This window comes from Streptomyces sp. NPDC001406, from assembly GCF_042895285.1.
Lineage (GTDB): Bacteria > Actinomycetota > Actinomycetes > Streptomycetales > Streptomycetaceae > Streptomyces.
The window spans coordinates 34,768-55,206 of the sequence record NZ_JBIAWG010000016.1; the positions used below are offsets into that span (position 1 = coordinate 34,768).

At 73.0% G+C, this 20,439-nt stretch carries 14 protein-coding genes and 1 pseudogene; 4 read left to right on the top strand and 11 right to left on the bottom strand.

Features of this window, described 5'->3' with window-relative positions; all coding sequences use genetic code 11:
• The first annotated feature begins 136 nt into the window (after positions 1-136).
• On the top strand, positions 137-3,079 hold the full coding sequence (locus ACFY1J_RS33830; RefSeq protein ID WP_390732589.1) for a MinD/ParA family protein: 2,943 nt from the start codon (positions 137-139) through the stop codon (positions 3,077-3,079).
• 83 nt (positions 3,080-3,162) lie between these two features.
• Here ACFY1J_RS33830 and ACFY1J_RS33835 read toward each other — a convergent pair whose 3' ends face one another.
• From ACFY1J_RS33835 to rimP, 9 genes and pseudogenes are all read right to left on the bottom strand, one after another.
• Complete coding sequence (locus ACFY1J_RS33835) at positions 3,163-4,110, bottom strand: bifunctional riboflavin kinase/FAD synthetase (RefSeq protein WP_390712412.1); 948 nt, start codon at positions 4,108-4,110, stop codon at positions 3,163-3,165.
• A gap of 127 nt (positions 4,111-4,237) precedes the next feature.
• Positions 4,238-7,763, bottom strand: a pseudogene (locus ACFY1J_RS33840) (trypsin-like peptidase domain-containing protein).
• Between the two features lie 283 nt (positions 7,764-8,046).
• Complete coding sequence (gene truB / locus ACFY1J_RS33845) at positions 8,047-8,952, bottom strand: tRNA pseudouridine(55) synthase TruB (RefSeq protein WP_390712410.1); 906 nt, start codon at positions 8,950-8,952, stop codon at positions 8,047-8,049.
• A complete protein-coding gene (gene rbfA, locus ACFY1J_RS33850) occupies positions 8,949-9,410 on the bottom strand; it encodes a 30S ribosome-binding factor RbfA (RefSeq protein WP_390732530.1) in 462 nt (153 codons plus the stop codon). The genes truB and rbfA overlap by 4 nt, the downstream gene beginning before the upstream one ends.
• 59 nt (positions 9,411-9,469) lie before the next feature.
• Entirely contained in the window at positions 9,470-9,763 is a 294-nt protein-coding gene (locus tag ACFY1J_RS33855; protein ID WP_263213295.1) for a DUF503 domain-containing protein, read from the bottom strand.
• 576 nt (positions 9,764-10,339) lie between these two features.
• Complete coding sequence (gene infB / locus ACFY1J_RS33860; RefSeq protein ID WP_390712408.1) at positions 10,340-13,414, bottom strand: translation initiation factor IF-2; 3,075 nt, start codon at positions 13,412-13,414, stop codon at positions 10,340-10,342.
• A gap of 146 nt (positions 13,415-13,560) precedes the next feature.
• Complete coding sequence (locus tag ACFY1J_RS33865; RefSeq protein ID WP_363298644.1) at positions 13,561-13,857, bottom strand: YlxR family protein; 297 nt, start codon at positions 13,855-13,857, stop codon at positions 13,561-13,563.
• A 102-nt stretch (positions 13,858-13,959) separates the two neighbouring features.
• Complete coding sequence (nusA, locus tag ACFY1J_RS33870) at positions 13,960-14,946, bottom strand: transcription termination factor NusA (RefSeq protein ID WP_390712407.1); 987 nt, start codon at positions 14,944-14,946, stop codon at positions 13,960-13,962.
• 2 nt (positions 14,947-14,948) lie between these two features.
• The gene (gene rimP / locus ACFY1J_RS33875; protein WP_390732531.1) at positions 14,949-15,452 is read right to left on the bottom strand and encodes a ribosome maturation factor RimP; all 504 of its coding nucleotides are present in this window, start codon (positions 15,450-15,452) and stop codon (positions 14,949-14,951) included.
• Between the two features lie 221 nt (positions 15,453-15,673).
• On the opposite strand from rimP, the gene ACFY1J_RS33880 reads away from it, so the two are divergent.
• The 3 genes from ACFY1J_RS33880 to ACFY1J_RS33890 are packed head-to-tail and all read left to right on the top strand — an operon-like array spanning position 15,674 to position 17,653.
• Positions 15,674-16,207: a hypothetical protein gene (locus tag ACFY1J_RS33880; protein ID WP_390712405.1), complete on the top strand. Its 534-nt coding sequence runs from the start codon at positions 15,674-15,676 to the stop codon at positions 16,205-16,207.
• The gene (locus ACFY1J_RS33885) at positions 16,204-16,701 is read left to right on the top strand and encodes a ferritin-like domain-containing protein (protein WP_390712404.1); all 498 of its coding nucleotides are present in this window, start codon (positions 16,204-16,206) and stop codon (positions 16,699-16,701) included. The genes ACFY1J_RS33880 and ACFY1J_RS33885 overlap by 4 nt, the downstream gene beginning before the upstream one ends.
• A 43-nt stretch (positions 16,702-16,744) precedes the next feature.
• Positions 16,745-17,653 carry an aminoglycoside phosphotransferase family protein gene (locus ACFY1J_RS33890; RefSeq protein WP_390712403.1) on the top strand — a complete coding sequence of 303 codons (909 nt, stop codon included), beginning with the start codon at positions 16,745-16,747 and terminating at the stop codon, positions 17,651-17,653.
• A 393-nt stretch (positions 17,654-18,046) separates the two neighbouring features.
• Here the strand turns inward: ACFY1J_RS33890 and ACFY1J_RS33895 are convergent, their stop codons facing one another.
• Entirely contained in the window at positions 18,047-19,750 is a 1,704-nt protein-coding gene (locus ACFY1J_RS33895) for a proline--tRNA ligase (protein ID WP_390712402.1), read from the bottom strand.
• A gap of 73 nt (positions 19,751-19,823) precedes the next feature.
• On the bottom strand, positions 19,824-20,393 hold the full coding sequence (locus tag ACFY1J_RS33900; protein ID WP_390732532.1) for a GNAT family N-acetyltransferase: 570 nt from the start codon (positions 20,391-20,393) through the stop codon (positions 19,824-19,826).
• Positions 20,394-20,439: the final 46 nt, after the last annotated feature.

A 20,439-nucleotide genomic window follows, 5' to 3' on the forward strand; every position in this document is an offset into this window, starting at 1 on the left:
CGTTCCGAACATTCCGGCGGGTGGGTATCAGGCTCAGTGGGCTCCTTCCACGCCCCCGGCACCTCCGGCTCCGCCTGCCGCTCCTGTCGCGGACGAGCAGGAGTCCGGCAGTGGTGACCTGGAGAGCGGCGCGACCATGCGGTTCTCCGCCGTTGCGCTGAAGCGCGAGATCGCCGAGGTCGCGGAGCGGAAGGCCGCGGCCGAAGCCGCCGTCGGGCCGGAGGAGCCCGAGGAGTCCGAGGAGTCCGAGGAGTCCGAGGAGTCCGAGAAGGGTGCGGGTGACGACGACTCCGCGGACGCCGATGTGGTCGCGAACGGGGCCGACGAGGAGGACACCGGGTCCGTGTCCGCGGAGGCCGAGGCAGAGGCGGAGGCGGCGGCCGAGGAGGTCGCGCCGCAGGCTGCCGCTGCGGAGGACGTGGAGGCGGACGAGGATGTCGAGTCCGACTCCGTGGAGATCGAGGCCGAGACCGAGTCCGCCGAAGCCGAGACCGAGTCCGCCGAAGCCGAGCTCACGGAAGACACCCCTCAGGGTGACGCCGTGTCGGATGACGCCGATGACGTGGCTCAGGTCGTGACGGACGACGCGATCACCACTGAGGCCGAAATCGCCGACGAGGCGCCCGCGGAGCCCGAGTTCGACGAAGACGCGTCGCCTCAGGACTCCGCCCCTGCCGACGTCGAGCCCATGGACGCCGTACCGCAGGACAGCGCGCCCGAGGACGAGGTCCCCCAGGACGCCGTACCGGCCGCACCCCCCGCGCCGCAGGACGCGCCGCCCGCCTGGGCCCCGCCGCCGGCACCGCAGGGCGGGCTGCCGCCGCTGCCGCCGTCGTACCAGTCCGCCGCTCCCGCTCCGGCGGCCCAGTGGCCCGTACAGCCCGCGCCGCAGCAGCCGGACCCGGTGCCCGGTCCGCCGCAGCCCGCGGCCGCACAGGGCCCGTCCGCCGTGCCGCCGACCCCGCAGCAGCCGTTCCAGCCTCAGGCACCGCAGCCCGCACCGGCCGCCTGGAACCAGCCCGCGCCCCCGCAGCCTGGGCAGCCTTACGCCCCCGGTGTCCCGGCGGCACAGCAGCCTCCGGCGCCCCAGGCTCCCGTCGCACCCAACCCCCAGGCCGGCTACGGCTTCCCGCAGCCGGGCGCCCCCACCCCGCCGGCACCGGATGGCTACGGCTTCCCGAACCCCGGCGCCCCGGCCCCCGCCCCGGCAGCCCCTCAGCCTCCGGCACCGCAGCAGCCCAACGCCGTTGCCCAGCCCCAGGCCCAGCCGCCGGCCGCCACTCCGGCTCCGGCTCCGGCTCCCAACTCGCCCGTCGGCTACGGCTTCCCGCAGCCGCCCGCCCCGGCTGCGCCGGCACCTCAGCCGCCCAACCCCCAGAGCGGCTACGGCTTCCCGAACCCCGGCGCCCCGGCCCCCGCCCCGGCAGCCCCTCAGCCTCCGGCACCGCAGCAGCCCGACGCCGCTGCCCAGCCCCAGGCACAGCCGCCCGCCGCCACCTCCGCTCCGGCTCCCGACGCGCCCGCCGGCTACGGCTTCCCGCAGCCGGGCGCCCCCACCCCGCCGGCACCGGATGGCTACGGCTTCCCGCAGCCCGCAGGCACCGCGGACGCCCCCGGCATCCCCGGCGCGCCCAACTCCCCTGCTCAATCGGGCGGTTACGGCTTCCCGCAGTCACCCGCCCCTCAGGGGCAGCAGCCCGGACAAGCACCGCAGGCACCGCAGGTCCCGCACGACCCCCAGGCACCGCAGGCGCCCCAAGCCCCCCAGATGCCGCAGCAGCCGGTCGACCCCCGGGCCGGAGCCGCCTGGCCGCAGCCCATCCGGCACGATCAGCGGCAGCCGACCAACCCGGGTGCCGCGCCGCTCGGTTACACCGCGGCCGTGGAACTGTCCTCGGACCGGCTGCTCAACAACAAGAGGCAGAAGGCGAAGAGCGGACGGCCCGCGGCGGCGCCGAGCCGGTTCAAGATCGGCGGCAAGAAGGAGGAGGCCGAGCGGCAGCGCAAGCTCGACCTGATCCGGACGCCCGTGCTGTCCTGCTACCGGATAGCGGTCATCAGCCTCAAGGGCGGTGTCGGCAAGACCACCACGACCACCGCCCTCGGCTCGACGCTCGCCACCGAGCGCCAGGACAAGATCCTCGCCATCGACGCCAACCCGGACGCCGGCACGCTCGGCCGCCGGGTGCGTCGCGAGACCGGGGCCACCATCCGTGACCTCGTCCAGGCGATCCCGTACCTCAACTCGTACATGGACATCCGGCGGTTCACCTCGCAGGCCCCCTCCGGCCTGGAGATCATCGCCAACGACGTCGACCCGGCCGTGTCCACGACCTTCAACGACGAGGACTACCGGCGCGCCATCGACGTGCTCGGCAGGCAGTACCCGGTCATCCTCACCGACTCGGGCACCGGACTGCTGTACAGCGCCATGCGCGGTGTGCTGGACCTCGCGGACCAGCTGATCATCATCTCGACGCCGTCGGTGGACGGTGCGAGCAGCGCCAGTACGACGCTGGACTGGCTGTCCGCGCATGGATACGCCGACCTCGTGTCCCGTTCGATCACCGTCATCTCCGGTGTGCGTGAGACCGGCAAGATGATCAAGGTGGACGACATCGTCAGCCACTTCGAGACGCGGTGCCGCGGTGTCGTGGTCGTGCCCTTCGACGAGCACCTCGCGGCCGGTGCCGAGGTCGACCTCGACATGATGCGGCCGAAGGTGCGGGAGGCGTACTTCAACCTCGCGGCCATGGTCGCCGAGGACTTCGTACGGCACCAGCAGGCGCACGGGCTGTGGACCAACGACGGCAACCCGCCGCCGGTGGCCGCCCCGCCGATGCCGGGCCAGCCCCTTCCTGGCCAGCCGGGTCAGCAGGGGCAGCCGTATCCGGGCCAGCCGTACCCGCAGCAGGCCCCGGCGCAGCCGTACCCACCGCAGCAGCCCCAACAGCCACAGCAGCCGCAGCCGCCGGCCCAGCCCTACCCCCAGGCTCCGGCGCCCGGCCAGCCGTACCCGCCGCAGCAGGGGCAGCCCTACCCGCAGCCGTACCCGCCGCAGGCCCCGCCCCAGCAGTAGGGCGACGGCGACAGAACGCGAAGGGCGGCCGGTGCCTCGAAGGCACCGGCCGCCCTTGTGCGACGCCGCTTGTCGTCGCGCGCCTACTCGTCCGCCGCGATCAGCTCGCGGCAGCGCTTCACGTCCTCGGCCATCTGCTCCAGCAGGGCATCGAGGGAGTCGAACTTCGCCTGACCGCGCACATAGGACAGGAAGTCGACGCCGACGTGCAGGCCGTACAGGTCGAGCCCCACGCGGTCGATGGCGTACGCCTCCACCGTGCGCTCGGTGCCGTCGAACTGCGGGTTCGTACCGACGGAGATCGCGGCCGGCATGATCTCGCCCTGGGCGTGGAGGTAGCCCGCGTAGACGCCGTCGGCGGGGATCGCGGTGTGCGGCAGCGTCTCGACGTTGGCCGTCGGGAAGCCCAGCTCACGGCCGCGCTGGGCGCCGCGGACGACCACGCCCTCGACGCGGTGCGGGCGGCCCAGGATCTCGCGGGCGCCCTCGACGTCGCCCTCGGCGACCAGACGACGGGTCAGGGTCGAGGAGAAGGGCTCGCCGCCGCCCGCGGCGCCGGTGACGTACAGATCGACGACCTCGACCTCGAAGTCGTAGACCTTGCCCTGCTCGACGAGGAACTCGACGTTCCCCGCGGCCCGGTGCCCGAAGCGGAAGTTCGGGCCCTCGACGACCGCCTTGGCGTGCAGCTTGTCGACCAGCACCTTGACGACGAACTCGGCGGGCGAGAGCTTCGAGAACTCGGTCGTGAAGGGGAGGATCAGCACCGCGTCCACGCCGAGGTCCGCCATCAGCTCCGCACGGCGGTGGTGCGGGGCGAGCAGCGGCGGGTGGCTGCCGGGGCGGACGACCTCGCTGGGATGCGGGTCGAAGGTGACGACGACGGAGGGAACGCCCAGCTCACGGGCGCGGTCCACGGCGTGCTTGATGATCAGCTGGTGACCGCGGTGGACTCCGTCGTAGGAACCGATGGTGACGACGCTGCGCCCCCAGTCCTGGGGGATGTCCTCCAAGCCACGCCAGCGCTGCACTGTGACCGCTCCTCGAACCCGTGTCCGTATCTACCGACCTGTTACGCAGGTCTAAGGGTGCCATGCCGTGCGCCCCGGGCCCGCATCGGCATGGGGGCTGTGACGGGGCGCACGTGCGGAACCGGGGTCAGGCCGGGACCCCGACGCCCGCCAGGTCCCCGATCATGCGCCGGGTGCCGGGCCCCACGACCGCGGCCCACTCGTCCGGGGTGTCGGTGAGCCAGCGGGCCATCAGCACGGCGAAGCCGGGGACGTGGCGGCCCAGGTCGACCAGGCCGCGGTCGAAGCGGGTCGCTCCGTCCGGGGTGCGGACCAGGAGGAGGCCGGTGCGGTGGACGAGGTCACGGACGTCCTCGCCGCCGTATGCGACGGAGTGCAGCAGGGCGTCCAGGACGTCCGGCTCGCGCTCATGGGTGAGCAGGAACTCCAGGAGCTCGCGGCGCAGCGGGCGGGAGGCCGGGGTGCCGGGCGCGGCGAGCACGGCCGTGGTCGAGGCTGCGGTCGACGTACGCCGCCACGTGCCCAGCGATGTCCGGCCGCAGCTCGACGGCCTCGCGGACGAGCACGGCGACCCGGCGGGCCAGCGCGGGTGTGGTGACGTCGGCGAGGGCGCACAGCGCCTCGCCCGCGTCCGGACCGACGCGCACCCGGTCACGGAAGGCGTCGAGGACCGGGTCCGCGTGGGTGGCCAGGGCGGGGACCAGGGCGCTCGGCGGGATCCGGGGGTCGCCGGACGCGAAGTGCCGCAGGGCCCGGGGGAGGTGGCGGGCCCGGGTGCGCGGGTCCCGGACGAGGAGGGCGAGCGCGCCGCCGTGCAGACTGCGGTCCGCGGGGTGGGCCAGCAGGGCGAGCGCGGCGTAGCGCAGCAGCTCGCGGTCGGCATCGGTACGGACGTGGGGTGCGACGCTCAGCCCGTACGCCACCGCAGCCGCCCGCCGGTCCGGGCGCGCGTCGTGCGCCCACCGGTCGACCGCCCGGCACACGGCCGACGGCTCGTCCTCGGCCAGCACGGAGAGCAGCTCGTCGGACCGCCGGTGTGCGCTGTTCACCAGCAGCTCGGTGAGCTCGTCCAGGGCGCCGTGCCGATGGGTGTGCAGCAGCGCCTGCGCGGCCGTGGCCACGGTGGCGTGCGGGGTCGCGGGCAGCGGGCGCTCGTCGTCGAACCAGCGGGTCAGGTGGGGTTGTACGGCGGTGGGGTCGGCGGCGAGCAGACGGGCCACGGCGTCGAGGTGGCGGAGGTACCGGGTGCTGCCGGGACGGGCCCCGAGGACGTCGAGGGCGCTTCCGCCCAGGCCTTCGGGCCGGCCCCCGTCCGCTCCCCCGGGCTCCGGAGCCTCGTCCGCCAGGACCAGCCCGCGCAGCAACTCGAAGCGCTCGGCGTCCGGGACGGGCAGGGCGGTCCAGAAGGAGGGGCCGAACTCGGCCGGTACCGGGCGCTGTCGGCGGCGCCAGGTGACGATCCGGTCGGCCAGCATACGCAGCACGTCGGTGTACGGCGTCGCGTCGGGCACGCGCAGCAGCGTCTGGGCGAGCAGTCGGGCGGCCCACCAGGAGGCGGGGGCGGCGTCCAGGGCGTGGATCAGCTCTTCCATGCGGCGGGCCAGTCGGCAGGCGCCGTGCTGACGGGCGAGGAGGAGCAGGGCCTGGACGACGGGGCCGACGCGGTGGTGCGGGACGGGCAGGGGGTCGGCCGCCGGTGGGGTGCGGCGGCGGTGGACCAGGGCCCGCAGGGCCTCGTCCAGGTCGAGGTGCATGCCCTGGATCCAGTCGGCGAACTCCTCGTGGGCGAAGCGGTAGCCGGCGCCGGCGGGGACCAGGAGGCCCTCGGCGAGCACGGCGTTCGCCCAGCCGGTGCCGCCGCCCAGCCGGGCCGGGGCGGGGCCCCAGGGGAACACCGCCTCGAAGGACTCCCGGTCCAGTTCGCCGTGCCCGGGACCCAGACTGCGCCGGGCGGCCTCGTGGATCTGTCCGGAGACCCGGGCCGCGAGGCGGCGTACGGCCGTGCCCCGCAGTCCGTTCTCGGCGGCGAGCCGGACCGCGACGCGCAGGCACATCAGGTCGAGGTGGGCGGAGAGGACGTCGTGACGGTCGAGGCCGGTGATGGCCGGGGCGTCCGGGAGCGCGGCGCGGACCTCCGAGAGGAGCCGGAGGGTGAGGGGGTGGCGGGCGTCGCGCTCGGCGAGGGCGCCGACCGGGACGGCGTAGCGGGAGCGGGCCCGGTGGGCCTCGTCGGGGGTGAGGTCGGTCAGGTGCACGCAGGGTGGCAGGGTGTGCGGGGCGTCGGCCGGGACGTACGGGTGCAGCAGCTCGCGCGGGAACCGCGCCCCGGCGCCCTCCCAGTACTCCTCCCGGCATGCGACCACCAGCCGGGCCCCGGTCTCGCGCAGCCACGCCGCCGTCTTTTCGGTCCACTCGCGCAGACGGTGGGCGAGGACGGGCGGCATCTCCTCGGGGCCGTCGAGGAGGAGCAGCAGGGGGCGGCCGGTCCGCCGGGCGAGGCGGGCGAGGCGCTCCGGGGTGATGTCGCCCAGGTCACCGGGGTGCAGGGACCGGGAGGCGGTGACGATACGGGCCGCCCGCTCCAGCGTCCGGCGCACCGCGTCGGCCACCGACTCGTCGCCGTCCTTGAGATCGGCGCCGCGCAGCCACAGCGTGGGGGCCGGTTCCGTGCCGCGGTTGCGGCGGGCGGCGAGGGCCGCCAGCTCCGTCGTACGACCGCTGCCCGGGGCGCCGACGAGGCCGAGCACGGTGGCTCCGACAGGGCCGGGCGCGGTGGCTCCGCCGGCCGCGAAGGCGGTCAACTCCCGTGCCGCATCCGCCCGTTCGACCGGATCCACCGGGACCGGTCCCTCGGCGCCGACCCGGCCGACATGGCCGTCGAGCGCTCCCGGCGGGCCGTCCTGCCCGATCGAGGTGGCCGTGAGCTCCAGTACTCCCGCCAGGTTGAGGTCGGCGCCGTAGGCGGGCACGGTCGCCGCGTTGCGGGCGAGCAGCTCGGCCAGCGGGCCCGAGGCGGCGCGCAGCCGCACCGCGAAACCGGCGTCGCGCTCGCCCGACTGGAGCGCCGTGCCGAGCACACCGAGCACGGCGCCGGTCTCGGCGTCGAGCACGGGCCCGCCGGCCGCCCCGCCGCCCAGCCGCAGCGCGTCCCGCCCGGCCGTGCCGATCGCCAACTCCAGTGCGTCGCCGAGGAGATGGGTACGGTCCGTGGCCGTGTACGTCACCCGGGTCGCGCCGAGCACCCGGGCCTCGCGCCAGCGGTCCGCGGCGATCCGCACATACGTACCGGCCTTGATCCGCTCCCGCACGGTGATCGGAAGCGGGTCCCCGCCCAGGCCCTCGGTGCGCACGAGGGCCAGGTCGAGGGCGGGCAGCGGGGTGAGGGCGTCAGCGGTGACGACGCAGGTCCGCTCGCCGGCGGTGTGCAGCACGAGCCGGGACAGGCCGTCGACTGTCTCGTGACTGGTGACGACCGTGCCGTGGTGATCGGCCAGGAAGCCGGTGCCGCGCGGTCGGCCGGCCAGGTCGCTGATCCGCACCAGGGAGGCATACGAAGGACGCGACCGATCCGGAAGAGCCAACTGATCCGTCGCCTCCGGCGCACCGGCCGCCGATCGGCGGCCGCACCCGGTCCCGAGCCCCTGTACCGCCATGATCGAACCTCCCCGCCCGTACATCCGTGCCCTGTCCTCGAAGGTAGGCGCGGAATGATCAGCGGGACAGATCACGCAGGGAAAGCGCCCCCTTCCGCTCCCCCGGTTCACTCCGAGCGCCTGCTCGGTCGGGTGAATAGGCGGGGGCGGGTGGATACACCCTAGGGGTGGGGGAACCGAGGGGGGACCGTGGAGCGGCGGCAGTGGATGTACCCCGTGGTCGCCGCTCCACGGGCAGACACCCGCGGGTCCCCGGACCGGCCGGCCCGGCCGGTCCGCCGGGTCAGCCGAAGACGGCCAGGCTCTTCGCCTTGCCCTTCTGCTCCTCGACGAGCGCGAGGAAGCGGCCCTCGGGGTCGAAGACGGCCACGGGGCCGGTGCCCGCGTACTCGTCGGGCATCTCCAGCCGCACGCCGTTGGTGAGCAGCCGGGCCCGTTTGGCGTCCACGTTCCAGCGCGGGAACGCGGCCGCGGCGGCCTCCGCGATCGGCATCACGGTCAGCTCCTGCTGGAGCTGGTCGAGGGTGCGTGCCGAGTCCAGCTTGTACGGTCCGACACGCGTGCGGCGCAGGGCGGTGAGGTGTCCGCCCACGCCCAGGTCGGCGCCCAGGTCACGGGCGAGGGCCCGGATGTAGGTGCCGGAGGAGCAGACCACCGAGACCACCAGGTCGAGCACCGGGGTGCCGTCCTCGGCGACGGCGTCCCGGACGTCGTACACGGCGAAGGACGAGACGGTCACGGGCCGTGCGGGGATCTCGAAGTCCTCGCCCTCCCGCGCCCGCTTGTACGACCGCACACCGTCGATCTTGATGGCGCTGACCTTGGACGGCACCTGCATGATGTCGCCGGTCAGCTTGGCGATGCCGGCGTCGACGGCTTCGCGGGTGACCTTGGAGGCGTCGGTGGACGAGGTGATGTCGCCCTCGGCGTCGTCGGTGACCGTGTTCTGGCCGAGACGGACGGTGCCGAGGTACTCCTTCTCGGTGAGGGCGAGGTGCCCGAGGAGCTTCGTCGCCTTCTCGATGCCGAGGACGAGGACGCCCGTCGCCATGGGGTCGAGGGTGCCGGCGTGACCGACGCGGCGGGTCCTTGCGATGCCCCGCATCTTGGCGACGACGTCGTGCGAAGTGAAGCCCGACGGCTTGTCGACGATGACGAGGCCGTCGGGCGGGGTGGGCTTGCTGGTCATTCGGCGGCGTCGTCCGTCTCGTCGGCCTCGTCCTCGGCATCCGGCTTCTTGTACGGGTCCGCCTCACCGGCGTAGGCGGCGCCGGCGGAGGCCTCGCGCACCTTCGCGTCGGAGGCGCGCGCCTTGTCCAGGAGGTCCTCGATGTTCCGGGCGGTGTCCGGGAGGGCGTCCGCGACGAAGGCCAGGGTCGGCGTGAACTTCACGCCGGCCGCACGGCCGACCTCGGAGCGCAGGATGCCCTTGGCGCTCTCCAGGCCCGCGGCCGCGGACTTCCGCTCCTCTTCGTCGCCGTAGACGGTGTAGAAGACGGTCGCCTCCCGCAGGTCCCCGGTGACCCGGGTGTCCGTGATGGTGACGTGCGAGCCGAGCCGCGGGTCCTTGATCCCGCGCTGCAGCTTCTGGGCCACCACCTCTCGGATGAGGTCCGCCAGCCTTTTCGCCCGCGCGTTGTCGGCCACTGGTCCGTCTCCCGTTCTTTCTTCTCTGCGTTGTGTGGAGTTCTGTGGAGTTCTGCGGTCTAGTCGTCGTCACCGTGGAAACGCCGTCGCACGGACAGCAGTTCCACCTCGGGGCGCGCGGCGACCAGTCGCTCGCACCGGTCCAGCACGTCGGTGAGGTGTGCCGCGTCTCCGGAGACCACGGCGAGGCCGATGATGGCTCGCCGGTGGAGGTCCATGTGGTCCACCTCGGCCGCGCTCACGGCGTACTTCCGCTGGAGTTCGGCGACGATCGGGCGGACGACGGAGCGCTTCTCCTTCAGCGACCGTACGTCGCCGAGGAGGAGGTCGAAGGACAGAGTCCCCACGTACATGTGTGTAGCCGGTTCACCCGCCGGTACGGGATCGATGGCCCTGCGTTGGTGTGGGCAGGGACATCAGAACCGTACAACGAACCTGCCGGTGGCTCGACGGGGTTTATCTTTGCCCGCCCGCCCACCCGACTCGGTCGGCGGGATGGTCACCCACCCTGGGGCTCCCGCCCCAGACCCCGGGCGGGGGCTCCGCCCCCTGCACCCCCGAACAGGGCCGACCGTGCGGTCGAGGAGGCGCGAGGGCGCCCTGCCGGCCAACCAGGCCCGGCGGACGGACCCCCACGAGGGTGCCGGGGACAAGGTCCCCAGCCGGGCTCCGAGGCAAGCCCCGGGACCACCCCGGGTGCGGGGCGAAGCCCCGAGACCGGGCCGGCTGGCCCTTCCGGCCAACCGAGACAGGTGGGCGGCTGGGCAATCCAAAAGGGTGCAGCGGACCGTGTCCCTGCCCGGGTTCTGGGACCGAGCCCCAGGGCCGGGCGGGCACCTGTCCAGCTGACCGAGTCAGGTGTGCGAGTGGGCAGACTGCTGGCCGACAGGGAGTGATCCCCGTCGGCCAGCATCAGCCGTCGGCCGAAATTACGCCCGCGGCTTCTCGCGCATCTCGTACGTCGCGATGACGTCGTCGACCTTGATGTCGTTGAAGTTTCCGAGGTTGATACCGCCCTCGAAGCCTTCGCGGATCTCGGTGACGTCGTCCTTGAAGCGACGCAGACCGGAGATGGTGAGGCTCTCCGCGATGACCTTGCCGTCGCGGATGAGGCGCGCCTTGGTGTTGCGCTTGACCTCGCCCGAGCGGATGAGAACACCCGCGATGTTGCCGAGCTTGGACGACTTGAAGACCTCGCGGATCTCCGCCGTACCGAGCTCGACCTCCTCGAACTCCGGCTTGAGCATGCCCTTGAGGGCCGCCTCGATCTCCTCGATCGCCTGGTAGATGACCGAGTAGTAGCGGACGTCCACGCCCTCGCGCTCGGCCATCTGCGCCGCGCGGCCTGCCGCACGGACGTTGAAGCCGATCACGATGGCGTCCGAGCCCATCGCCAGGTCGATGTCCGACTCCGTGACCGCACCGACGCCGCGGTGCAGGACGCGGATGTCGACCTCTTCGCCGACGTCCAGCTGGAGCAGGGAGGACTCGAGAGCCTCGACCGATCCGGACGCGTCGCCCTTGATGATCAGGTTCAGCTGCTGGACCTCGCCGGCCTTCAGCACCTTGTCCAGGTCCTCCAGGGACACGCGGCGCGTGCGCTTGGCGAACGCGGCGTTGCGCTCACGGGCGGCGCGCTTCTCGGCGATCTGACGGGCCGTACGGTCCTCGTCGACCACCAGGAAGTTGTCGCCCGCACCCGGGACGTTGGTCAGGCCCAGGACCTGCACCGGCGTCGACGGGCCCGCCTCGGCGACGTTGTTGCCGTTGTCGTCGAGCATGGCGCGGACTCGGCCGTAGGCGTCGCCCACGACCATCGTGTCGCCGACCCGCAGCGTTCCTCGCTGGACGAGGACCGTCGCCACGGCACCACGGCCGCGGTCGAGCCGGGACTCGATCGAGATGCCCTGCGCGTCCTGGGCCGGGTTGGCCCGCAGGTCGAGCGAGGCGTCTGCGGTGAGGACGACGGCCTCCAGGAGGCTGTCGATGTGCAGACCCTGCTTGGCGGAGATGTCGACGAACATCGTGTCGCCGCCGTACTCCTCGGCCACCAGGCCGTACTCGGTCAGCTGACCGCGCACCTTGGTCGGGTCGGCGCCCTCGACGTCGATCTTGTTGACCGCGACGACGATCGGGACGTCGGCCGCCTTGGCGTGGTTGAGCGCCTCGACCGTCTGCGGCATGACGCCGTCGTTGGCCGCGACGACCAGGATCGCGATGTCGGTCGACTTCGCACCACGGGCACGCATGGCGGTGAACGCCTCGTGACCCGGGGTGTCGATGAAGGTGATCTTGCGCTCTTCGTCGTTGACCTCGGTCGCGACCTGGTAGGCACCGATGTGCTGGGTGATGCCGCCGGCCTCGCCCGCGATGACGTTCGTCTTGCGGATGGCGTCGAGCAGTCGGGTCTTGCCGTGGTCGACGTGACCCATGACGGTGACGACCGGCGGACGGACCACCAGGTCCTCCTCGTCGCCCTCGTCCTCGCCGAACTCGATGTCGAAGGACTCGAGCAGCTCGCGGTCCTCCTCCTCGGGGCTGACGATCTGAACGCCGTAGTTCATCTCGCCCGCGAGGAGCTGCAGCGTCTCGTCGGAGACGGACTGCGTGGCCGTGACCATCTCGCCCAGGTTCATCATGACCGCGACGAGCGACGCCGGGTTGGCGTTGATCTTCTCCGCGAAGTCGGTGAGGGAGGCACCGCGCGACAGGCGAATGGTCTCGCCGTTGCCGCGAGGCAGCATCACGCCGCCGACCGACGGGGCCTGCATGGCCTCGTACTCCTGGCGCCTCTGCCGCTTCGACTTGCGGCCACGACGCGCGGGACCACCGGGTCGGCCGAAGGCGCCCTGCGTGCCACCACGGCCACCGGGACCACCCGGACGACCGCCGAAGCCGGGACGGCCACCGCCGCCACCGCCGAAGCCGCCGCCACCACCGGCACCGGGGCCACCGCCACCGGGACGACCGGCGAAGCCGCCGCCACCCGGACGGGCACCGCCGCCGCCACCGGGACGACCGGCGAAGCCGCCGCCGCCCGGACGGCCACCGCCGCCACCGGGACGACCGGCACCGGCCGGACCACGCCCACCACCGGGGCCGCCGCCGGGACGCGGGCCGGCAGCGGGACGCTGCGGCATCATGCCGGGGTTCGGACGCGGACCACCGGGACCGCCGCCGGGACGCGGACCGCCCTGCGGACGGGGCATACCGGACGGGCTCGGACGGGAACCGCCCGGAGCCTGCGGACGCGGACCGCCGCCCTGGGCGCCGGGCGCCTGCGGACGGGGACCGGCGCCGCCGGGACCGCCATGGCCGCCGGGACGGGGGCCGCCCTGCGGACGGGGCGCCTGCGGACGCGCCATGCCGGTGGAGCCACCGGACGTGAAGGGGTTGTTGCCCGGACGCGGACCGGCCGGACGGGCACCCGGACGCGGGGCCTGGGCACCGGGACGCGGACCACCCTGACCGGGACGGCCCTGGCCCTGGCCGGGACCGGCCGGACGGGCACCGGGCTTCGGGCCGCCGGGGCCGGGACGGGCACCGGGGCGCGGACCCTGCGCGGCGGCCGGGGCCGGAGCCGGGGCCGACGGCGGGGCCGTGAACTCGGGCGCGGCCGGAGCCGGACGCGGCGCGGGCTTGGGACCCGGGACCGGACGCGGACCGGAAGCGGCCGGCGCGGGGGTCACCGGGGCCGGAGCCGCGGGGGCCGCGGGCTGCTGGGCCACGGGAGGCTTGGGGGCGGCCGGCTTCGGTGCAGCCGGACGCGCCGCCTGCACCGGAGAGGGCGCGGCGGGCTTGGGGGCAGCCTTGCGCGGGGCGGGCTTGCCGGCGGACTTGCCGTTGCCACCCTGGAAGGCGTCAGTCAGTTTGCGTACTACGGGCGCCTCGATCGTCGAGGACGCCGAACGGACGAATTCACCGAGTTCCTGGAGCTTGGCCATGACGACCTTGCTCTCAACCCCGAACTCCTTGGCGAGTTCGTATACCCGGACCTTAGCCACTTCGCTCCTTTTAGGTCCGGGTGTGTCCGGACCGTCGCTACTTCATGGGCGTACTCATCGCGTGCTCATCGAGTGCTCATCGCAATCTCGACCTACTTCCAACTCGCGGGGTACCAGAGCCGCGCGGACGTTCCGTGCGACGCTTCTTACGGTGTTGCCTGCTCGGCAACTGTCGTCTGCTCGACGTACCGGCGCAACGCCTTTGTGTCGAGCGCTCCCGGGGCGCGAAGCGCCCTCGTGAACGCCCGGCGGCGTACCGCCTGGTCGAGACAGACCAGGGCAGGGTGCACATAGGCACCCCGGCCGGGCAGCGTACCGCGAGGATCGGGGACACATGTGTCCTTGATCGCCACGATGCGCAGCAGTTGCGTCTTGGCCGATCGCTCCCGACACCCCACACAGGTGCGTTCAGGGCATGCTCGGGCGTGCATCCGGCCAGACACAGCTAAGTCTACCTCCCCGCGGCAACCTCACCCTTTTGGGTAAGGTCTCGAACAGTTGCCGCGTTGTAACCTGACGTAATCTGAGCCACCGCAGGCCGAGATCTATTCCCCGGACTGCTCCGTGTCCGGACGGATGTCGATCCGCCAGCCGGTGAGCCGGGCCGCGAGCCGGGCGTTCTGGCCCTCCTTGCCGATCGCCAGCGACAGCTGGTAGTCCGGCACGGTGACCCGGGCGGACCGGGACGCCAGGTCGACGACCTCCACCTTGGTCACCCGCGCGGGTGACAGCGCGTTCGCCACCATCTCGGCCGGGTCGTCCGACCAGTCGACGATGTCGATCTTCTCGCCGTTCAGCTCGCCCATCACGTTGCGCACCCGGCCGCCCATGGGACCGATGCACGCGCCCTTGGCGTTCAGACCCGAACGGGTGGACCGGACGGCGATCTTCGTGCGATGACCGGCCTCACGGGCGATCGCCGCGATCTCGACGGACCCGTCGGCGATCTCCGGCACCTCCAGGGCGAAGAGCTTCTTCACCAGATTGGGATGTGTACGCGAAAGAGTGACGGACGGACCGCGCACACCCTTCGCCACCCGGACGACGTACGAGCGCAGGCGCATGCCGTGCTGGTACGACTCCCCGGGCACCTGCTCCTGCACCGGCAGGATGGCCTCCAGCTTGCCGATGTCGACGAGCACGTTCTTGGGGTCGCGCCCCTGCTGGACCACACCGGTGACGATGTCGCCCTCGCGGCCGGCGTACTCACCGAGCGTCGCGTCGTCCTCGGCGTCGCGCAGCCGCTGCAGGATCACCTGCTTGGCGGTGGTCGCGGCGATGCGGCCGAAGCCGGACGGGGTGTCGTCGAACTCGCGGGGCTCCTGGCCCTCTTCGAGGTCCTCGGGGTCCTCCTTCGCCCACACGGTCACATGCCCGGTCTCCCGGTTGAGCTCCACGCGCGCGTGCCGGCGGCTTCCCTCGGTGCGGTGATAGGCGATGAGGAGGGCCGACTCGATCGCCTCGACCAGCAGGTCGAAGGAGATCTCCTTCTCCCGTACCAAGCCCCGCAGGGCACTCATGTCGATGTCCACGGCTACGCCTCCTCTTCCTTCTCGTTCTTGTCCTTGCGGCTGAACTCGACCTGCACGCGCGCCCTGTCGATGTCGGGGAAGGCGAGTCTGCGGGCGGTGGCCTTGCGGCCCTTCACTCCGGGGACTTCCAGGTCGAGGCCCTCGTCGTCGACCTTCAGGATCCTGGCGACCAGTTCGCCGCCCTCGGCCAGCTGGAACTTGACCAGCCGGTCCATGGCGCGCACATAGTGCCGGTGTTCCGTGAGGAGGCGCTCCGCGCCCGGGGTTCCGACCTCCAGGTCGTAGGCCCCCTCGCCCATCGCTTCCGTCTCGTCGAGCTTCGCCGAGAGCGCGCGGCTCACATCGGCGATCCGGTCCAGGTCCGCACCGGTGTCGGAGTCGACTACCACGCGCAGCACCCGCTTGCGTCCGACGGAGTCCACGGCGATCTCTTCGAGATCCAGGCCCTGTGAGGCGACGAGCGGTTCCAGCAGTTCCCGCAGCCTCTCGCTCTGGGTGGTGCTCATCCGGGTGACTCCTCGGCCGCGTGTGCTGTTGTGGGATGGGTCGCGTGTCTGGTCAAAGGGTATCCGGTCGCGGACGGTGTTGCCGTCCACCTGGGGCCGGGCGGTGCCGATGAGGGGTGTCGGGCGGTGCCGGTGACTGGTGCCGGACGGGTGCGCGGGTACCGTGATCACTGGCGTGCCCGCCCCCCCTTCTTCGTACGAGTTCCCCGAGGACGTCTGCCGTGCCGTTCCCCCCGCTCTCGCGCACCCCCTCGGGGCCGCGCAGAAGGTCCCTGCTCGCCTCGGCCGCGGGGGCGGCCCTGCTCGTGGGCTGTTCCTCGGGCGCCGATCCGGACGGCGACACGGGCGGCGGTCCGTCGGCCACCGAGCGGGCACGCGCGCGTGCGGCCCGGGACAGCCTGGGGCTGGTGGAGCGGTACGACGCGGTGATCGCCGTGCATCCGGCGCTCGCGGAGCGGCTGCGGCCGCTGCGGGCCGAGGTCGCGGCGCACGCGCAGGCGTTCACGGACGGCACGCCCACGCCCACGCCGTCGAGCTCGCCGAAGGAGTCCGGCTCGGCCTCCCCGTCCGCCTCCCCGATCGTCCCGGCGGTCGAGAAGGACGCCCTCGCCGATCTCGCCGCCGCCGAGCGGTCGCTGGCCGACCGGCGGGCCAAGGCCCTCTTGGACGTCCCGGGCGAGCTGGCCCGGCTGCTGGCCTCGGTGGCGGCGGCCGGGGCGGCGCACGCGTATCTGCTGACGGAGGGTGGCAAGTGAGCGACGAGGCCAAGAACGGCGAACTGAAGGCCCTGCAGGCGGCGCTGGCCGCCGAGCACGCGGCGGTGTACGGCTACGGGGTGGTCGGCGGGCGGATCGGCAAGGAGCGGCGGACCCAGGCGCAGACGGCGTACGACGCGCACCGGGCCCGGCGCGACGCGCTGGTGCGCGAGGTGCGCGACCTGGGCGGTGAGCCCATCGCCGCGAGCGCCGGGTACGCACTGCCCTTCCCGGTGCCGGACTCGGCCGCGGCGGTCCGGCTCGCCGCCGAACTGGAGGACCGGGTGGCCGGGGTGTACTCCGACCTGGTGCGGGCGGCGGTGGGCGAACGACGCGGCGCGGCCGCCGCGGCGCTGCGGGAAGCAGCGGTGCGGGCGGTGCGCTGGCGCGGGGAGAGCGTAGCCTTCCCTGGTCTCGCCGAGCGGGCGGGCCAGGCGGCCGGTACGGCATCGCCCTCGGCCCCGGCCTCGGCCTCGGCGACCGCGTCGGCGTGACCGAACACGCCGCCCCGTACAGCAGGAAGGGAACGACTCGCGCATGGCTTTCGAACCGCCGCAGCGCCTGGTGAGGGCGCTCGGTGAGACGGCGCCCGAGGGCGACGACTGGTTGGAGAAGCTGCCGGAGGCGGCACAACAGGCCGTCGCGCTACGCGAGTTGACCGTCGAGCGGGTCCAGGTGCCGGGCGGCCGCAGCAGCCTCGTCGTGCTGGTGCGGCGGCCGGACGGCACCCCTGCCGTGCTGAAGCTGGCCCCGCCCCGGGCCCGGCCGGAGAGCGAGCGGGCGGCGCTGCGGCACTGGGACGGCCTGGGCGCCGTACAACTGCTGGAACCCGCCGCGACCGAGGGCGTGCTCCTGCTCGAACGACTGCATCCGGACGTGTCCCTGCGGTCGCTGCCGGAGGCGAAGGCACTGCTGGAGGCGGCGGGGACGCTGCGACGGCTGTGGGTGGAGCCTCCGGGTGACGACGCCGCGCCTCGCTTCGAGACCGTGGCCGAACGGACCGGCCGGCAGGCGGAGGCGATGCGGGCGAGCGCCGGTACGGATCCAAAGGCGGCACCGCTGGTCGACGCGGCGCTCGCGGTCCGTGCGGAACTGCTGGCCGCACCGCCCGAGCACCGGCTGCTGCACGGCACCTTCCGGCAGAGCAAGGTCCTCGCCGGTGAACGTTCGCCGTGGCTGGCCGTGGGCCCGGACCCGGTGGTCGGCGAGTGCGCCTTCGACCTGGCCCGGCTGGTGCGCGACCGCGTGGAGGACCTGATCGCCTCACCGTCGGGAGCGGCGACCACCCGTCGACGGGTCAAACGGCTCGCCGAGTCCCTGGACGTGGACCAGGACAGGCTGCGCGGCTGGACCCTGTTCCGGGCCGTGGAGTCCGGGGTACGAGCGCTCCGGGTGGGACGGCCGAAGGATGCCGAGCTGTTGCTGGAGTTCGCCGGGTGGCTTTAGGGCGGTTCCGGGAGACGCGGTGAGCGATCCGGTGATGTCCTGAACGCGGATCTGCCGGCCGCCCGCCGGGGGCTCCCCCGCAACGGCCGGGTCGCTGTTGAGCCTGACCGGGAAGCCCGCGGCGCGCACCAGCAGGGCGGCGGCCCAGGCCTTGACCGTGGCGCCCGGGTCGAGGCGGACGCCCTCCGGGACGGTGACCGTTCCGGTCGCGCGGTCGAGCCACACAGGAGTCGATCAGGGCAGGTGGCGTCGGCTGAGCCGTCGGCACAAGACGCCGGCAGGCCGGTGGATGACGAGGTGTCGGTGTCCGTGGTGCCGCCGGGCGAGCCGGAGTTGGTGCCGGCGGCGGCCGTCAGTGTGACTGCCGCCGCCGTCGGGTTCTGAGGAGTTCCCTTACCGCGCCGTGAGGCGGGCGATCGCCTCGTCCACCGTCAGTTCCTCGCGCTCACCCGTCTTGCGGTCCTTGAGCTCCAGGACACCCTCGGCGGAGCGGCGGCCCGCCACCAGAATCTGGGGTACGCCGATGAGCTCGGCGTCCGTGAACTTCACGCCCGGGGAGACGCCGGCCCGGTCGTCGACCAGGACGCGCAGGCCGGCCGCCCGCAGCTTCTCGGAGACGTCCAGGGCGAGTTCGGTCTGCAGGGCCTTGCCGGCGGCGACGACGTGCACGTCGGCCGGGGCGACCTCCTTGGGCCACACCAGGCCGTGCTCGTCGGCGCTCTGCTCGGCGATGGCGGCCACCGCACGGGAGACACCGATGCCGTAGGAGCCCATGGTCACGCGGACCGGCTTGCCGTTCTGGCCGAGCACATCGAGCTTGAGGGCGTCGGTGTACTTGCGGCCCAGCTGGAAGATGTGGCCGATCTCGATGGCGCGGTCGAGCTTGAGACCGGTGCCGCACTTCGGGCACGGGTCGCCCTCCTGCACCACCACGACGTCGACGTACGTGTCCACCTCGAAGTCACGGCCCGCGACGACGTTCTTCGCGTGCATGCCCGCCTTGTTGGCACCGGTGATCCAGGAGGTGCCGGGGGCGACGCGCGGGTCGGCGAGGTACTTGACCTTCTCCAGGCCCTGCGGGCCGACGTAACCGCGGACCAGGTCCGGGCGGTCCGCGAAGTCGGCCTCGGTGACCATCTCGACGACCGCCGGGGCGAAGTGCGCCTCGACCTTGTCCATGTCGACCTCGCGGTCGCCCGGGACGCCGACGGCGACGATCTCGCCGTCGACCTTCACGAGGAGGTTCTTGAGGGTGGCGGAGGCCGGGACGCCGAGGTGGGCGGCGAGGGTCTCGATGGTCGGGGTGTCCGGGGTCGGGATCTCCTCGGCGGCGGGCACGTCGGTGGCGTCCACCGGCTTCAGCTCGTACGTGATCGCCTCGGTGTTGGCCGCGAAGTCGCAGTTCGGGCAGTCCGCGAAGGTGTCCTCGCCGGCCTCGGCCGGGGCGAGGAACTCCTCGGACTTGGAGCCGCCCATGGCGCCGGCGGTCGCGGCGCAGATGCGGTAGTCGAGGCCGAGGCGCTCGAAGACCCGCTGGTATGCCTGGCGGTGCAGGGCGTAGGACCGGGCGAGGCCCTCGTCCTCGGTGTCGAAGGAGTACGAGTCCTTCATCAGGAACTCACGGCCGCGCAGGATGCCGGCGCGGGGACGGGCCTCGTCACGGAACTTGGTCTGGATCTGGTAGAGGATGACGGGCAGGTCCTTGTAGGAGGACGCCTGGTCCTTCACCAGCAGGGTGAAGATCTCCTCGTGGGTCGGGCCGAGGAGGTAGTCGCCGCCCTTGCGGTCCTGCAGCCGGAACAGCTCGGCGCCGTACTCGTCCCAGCGGCCCGTCGCCTCGTAGGGTTCCCGCGGCAGCAGGGCGGGGAGCGACACCTCCTGGGCGCCGATCGCGTCCATCTCCTCGCGGACGATCCGCTCCACGTTGGAGAGGACCTTCTTGCCGAGCGGCAGCCAGCTCCAGATGCCGGCCGCGGTACGGCGGACATAGCCGGCCCGGACGAGGAGCTTGTGGCTGAGGACCTCGGCGTCCGCCGGGTCGTCGCGCAGCGTCTTCGCCATCAACTGGGACATGCGCTGGACCGGTGCGTTCGCCATGGTTCTCGTACTCCTGCCGGGAAAGGGTGATGGCAAGGAGGTTAGCCGGGCTTGCTGTGCCGGTGGAAATCGGTTAACGGCGGCGCAGGGGCAGCGGGGCGCCCATGACGGCGTACGGCTTGGGGGCGCTGGGGAAGAGGACCTGGCGGGCCAGGTCCTGGTAGCCCAGGGAGTGGTAGAGGCCGCGGGCCGGGCTGTCGGTGTCGATCGCCGAGAGGATCGAGCGGGGTTCGGCGGCGCCGTCGGTGATCGTGGTGATCAGGGCGCGGCCGATGCCGCGGTTCTGGTAGCGCGGGTGGACGTGCAGCTCGGTGATCACGAAGGAGTCGTCGAGCCATTCGTCGTGGCCCTGGGCGCGCAGATAGGGCTCCACGACGGTGGACCACCAGTGGGCGCGGTCGTTGGGCATGCCGTACACGAATCCGGCCAGGCGGCCGTCGGGGGTGGTGGCCCCGAGGGCGCGGGCACCCGGGAAGGTCATGTGGCGCAGGACGATCTGACGGCGTACGGCGATCTCGTCCGCGCCGAGCCCGAAGGCGACGGCCTGTACGGCGAGGGCCTCGTCGACGCGGGCCGGCAGGTCGAGCGGGCCGATCACGATGTCCTCGGGATGGCGGTGACCGTGACCGGGAAAGCGCAGCATGCGGGGAGACTACAGGTCTCGCACCGGGCTCAGAACTGCACTGCGG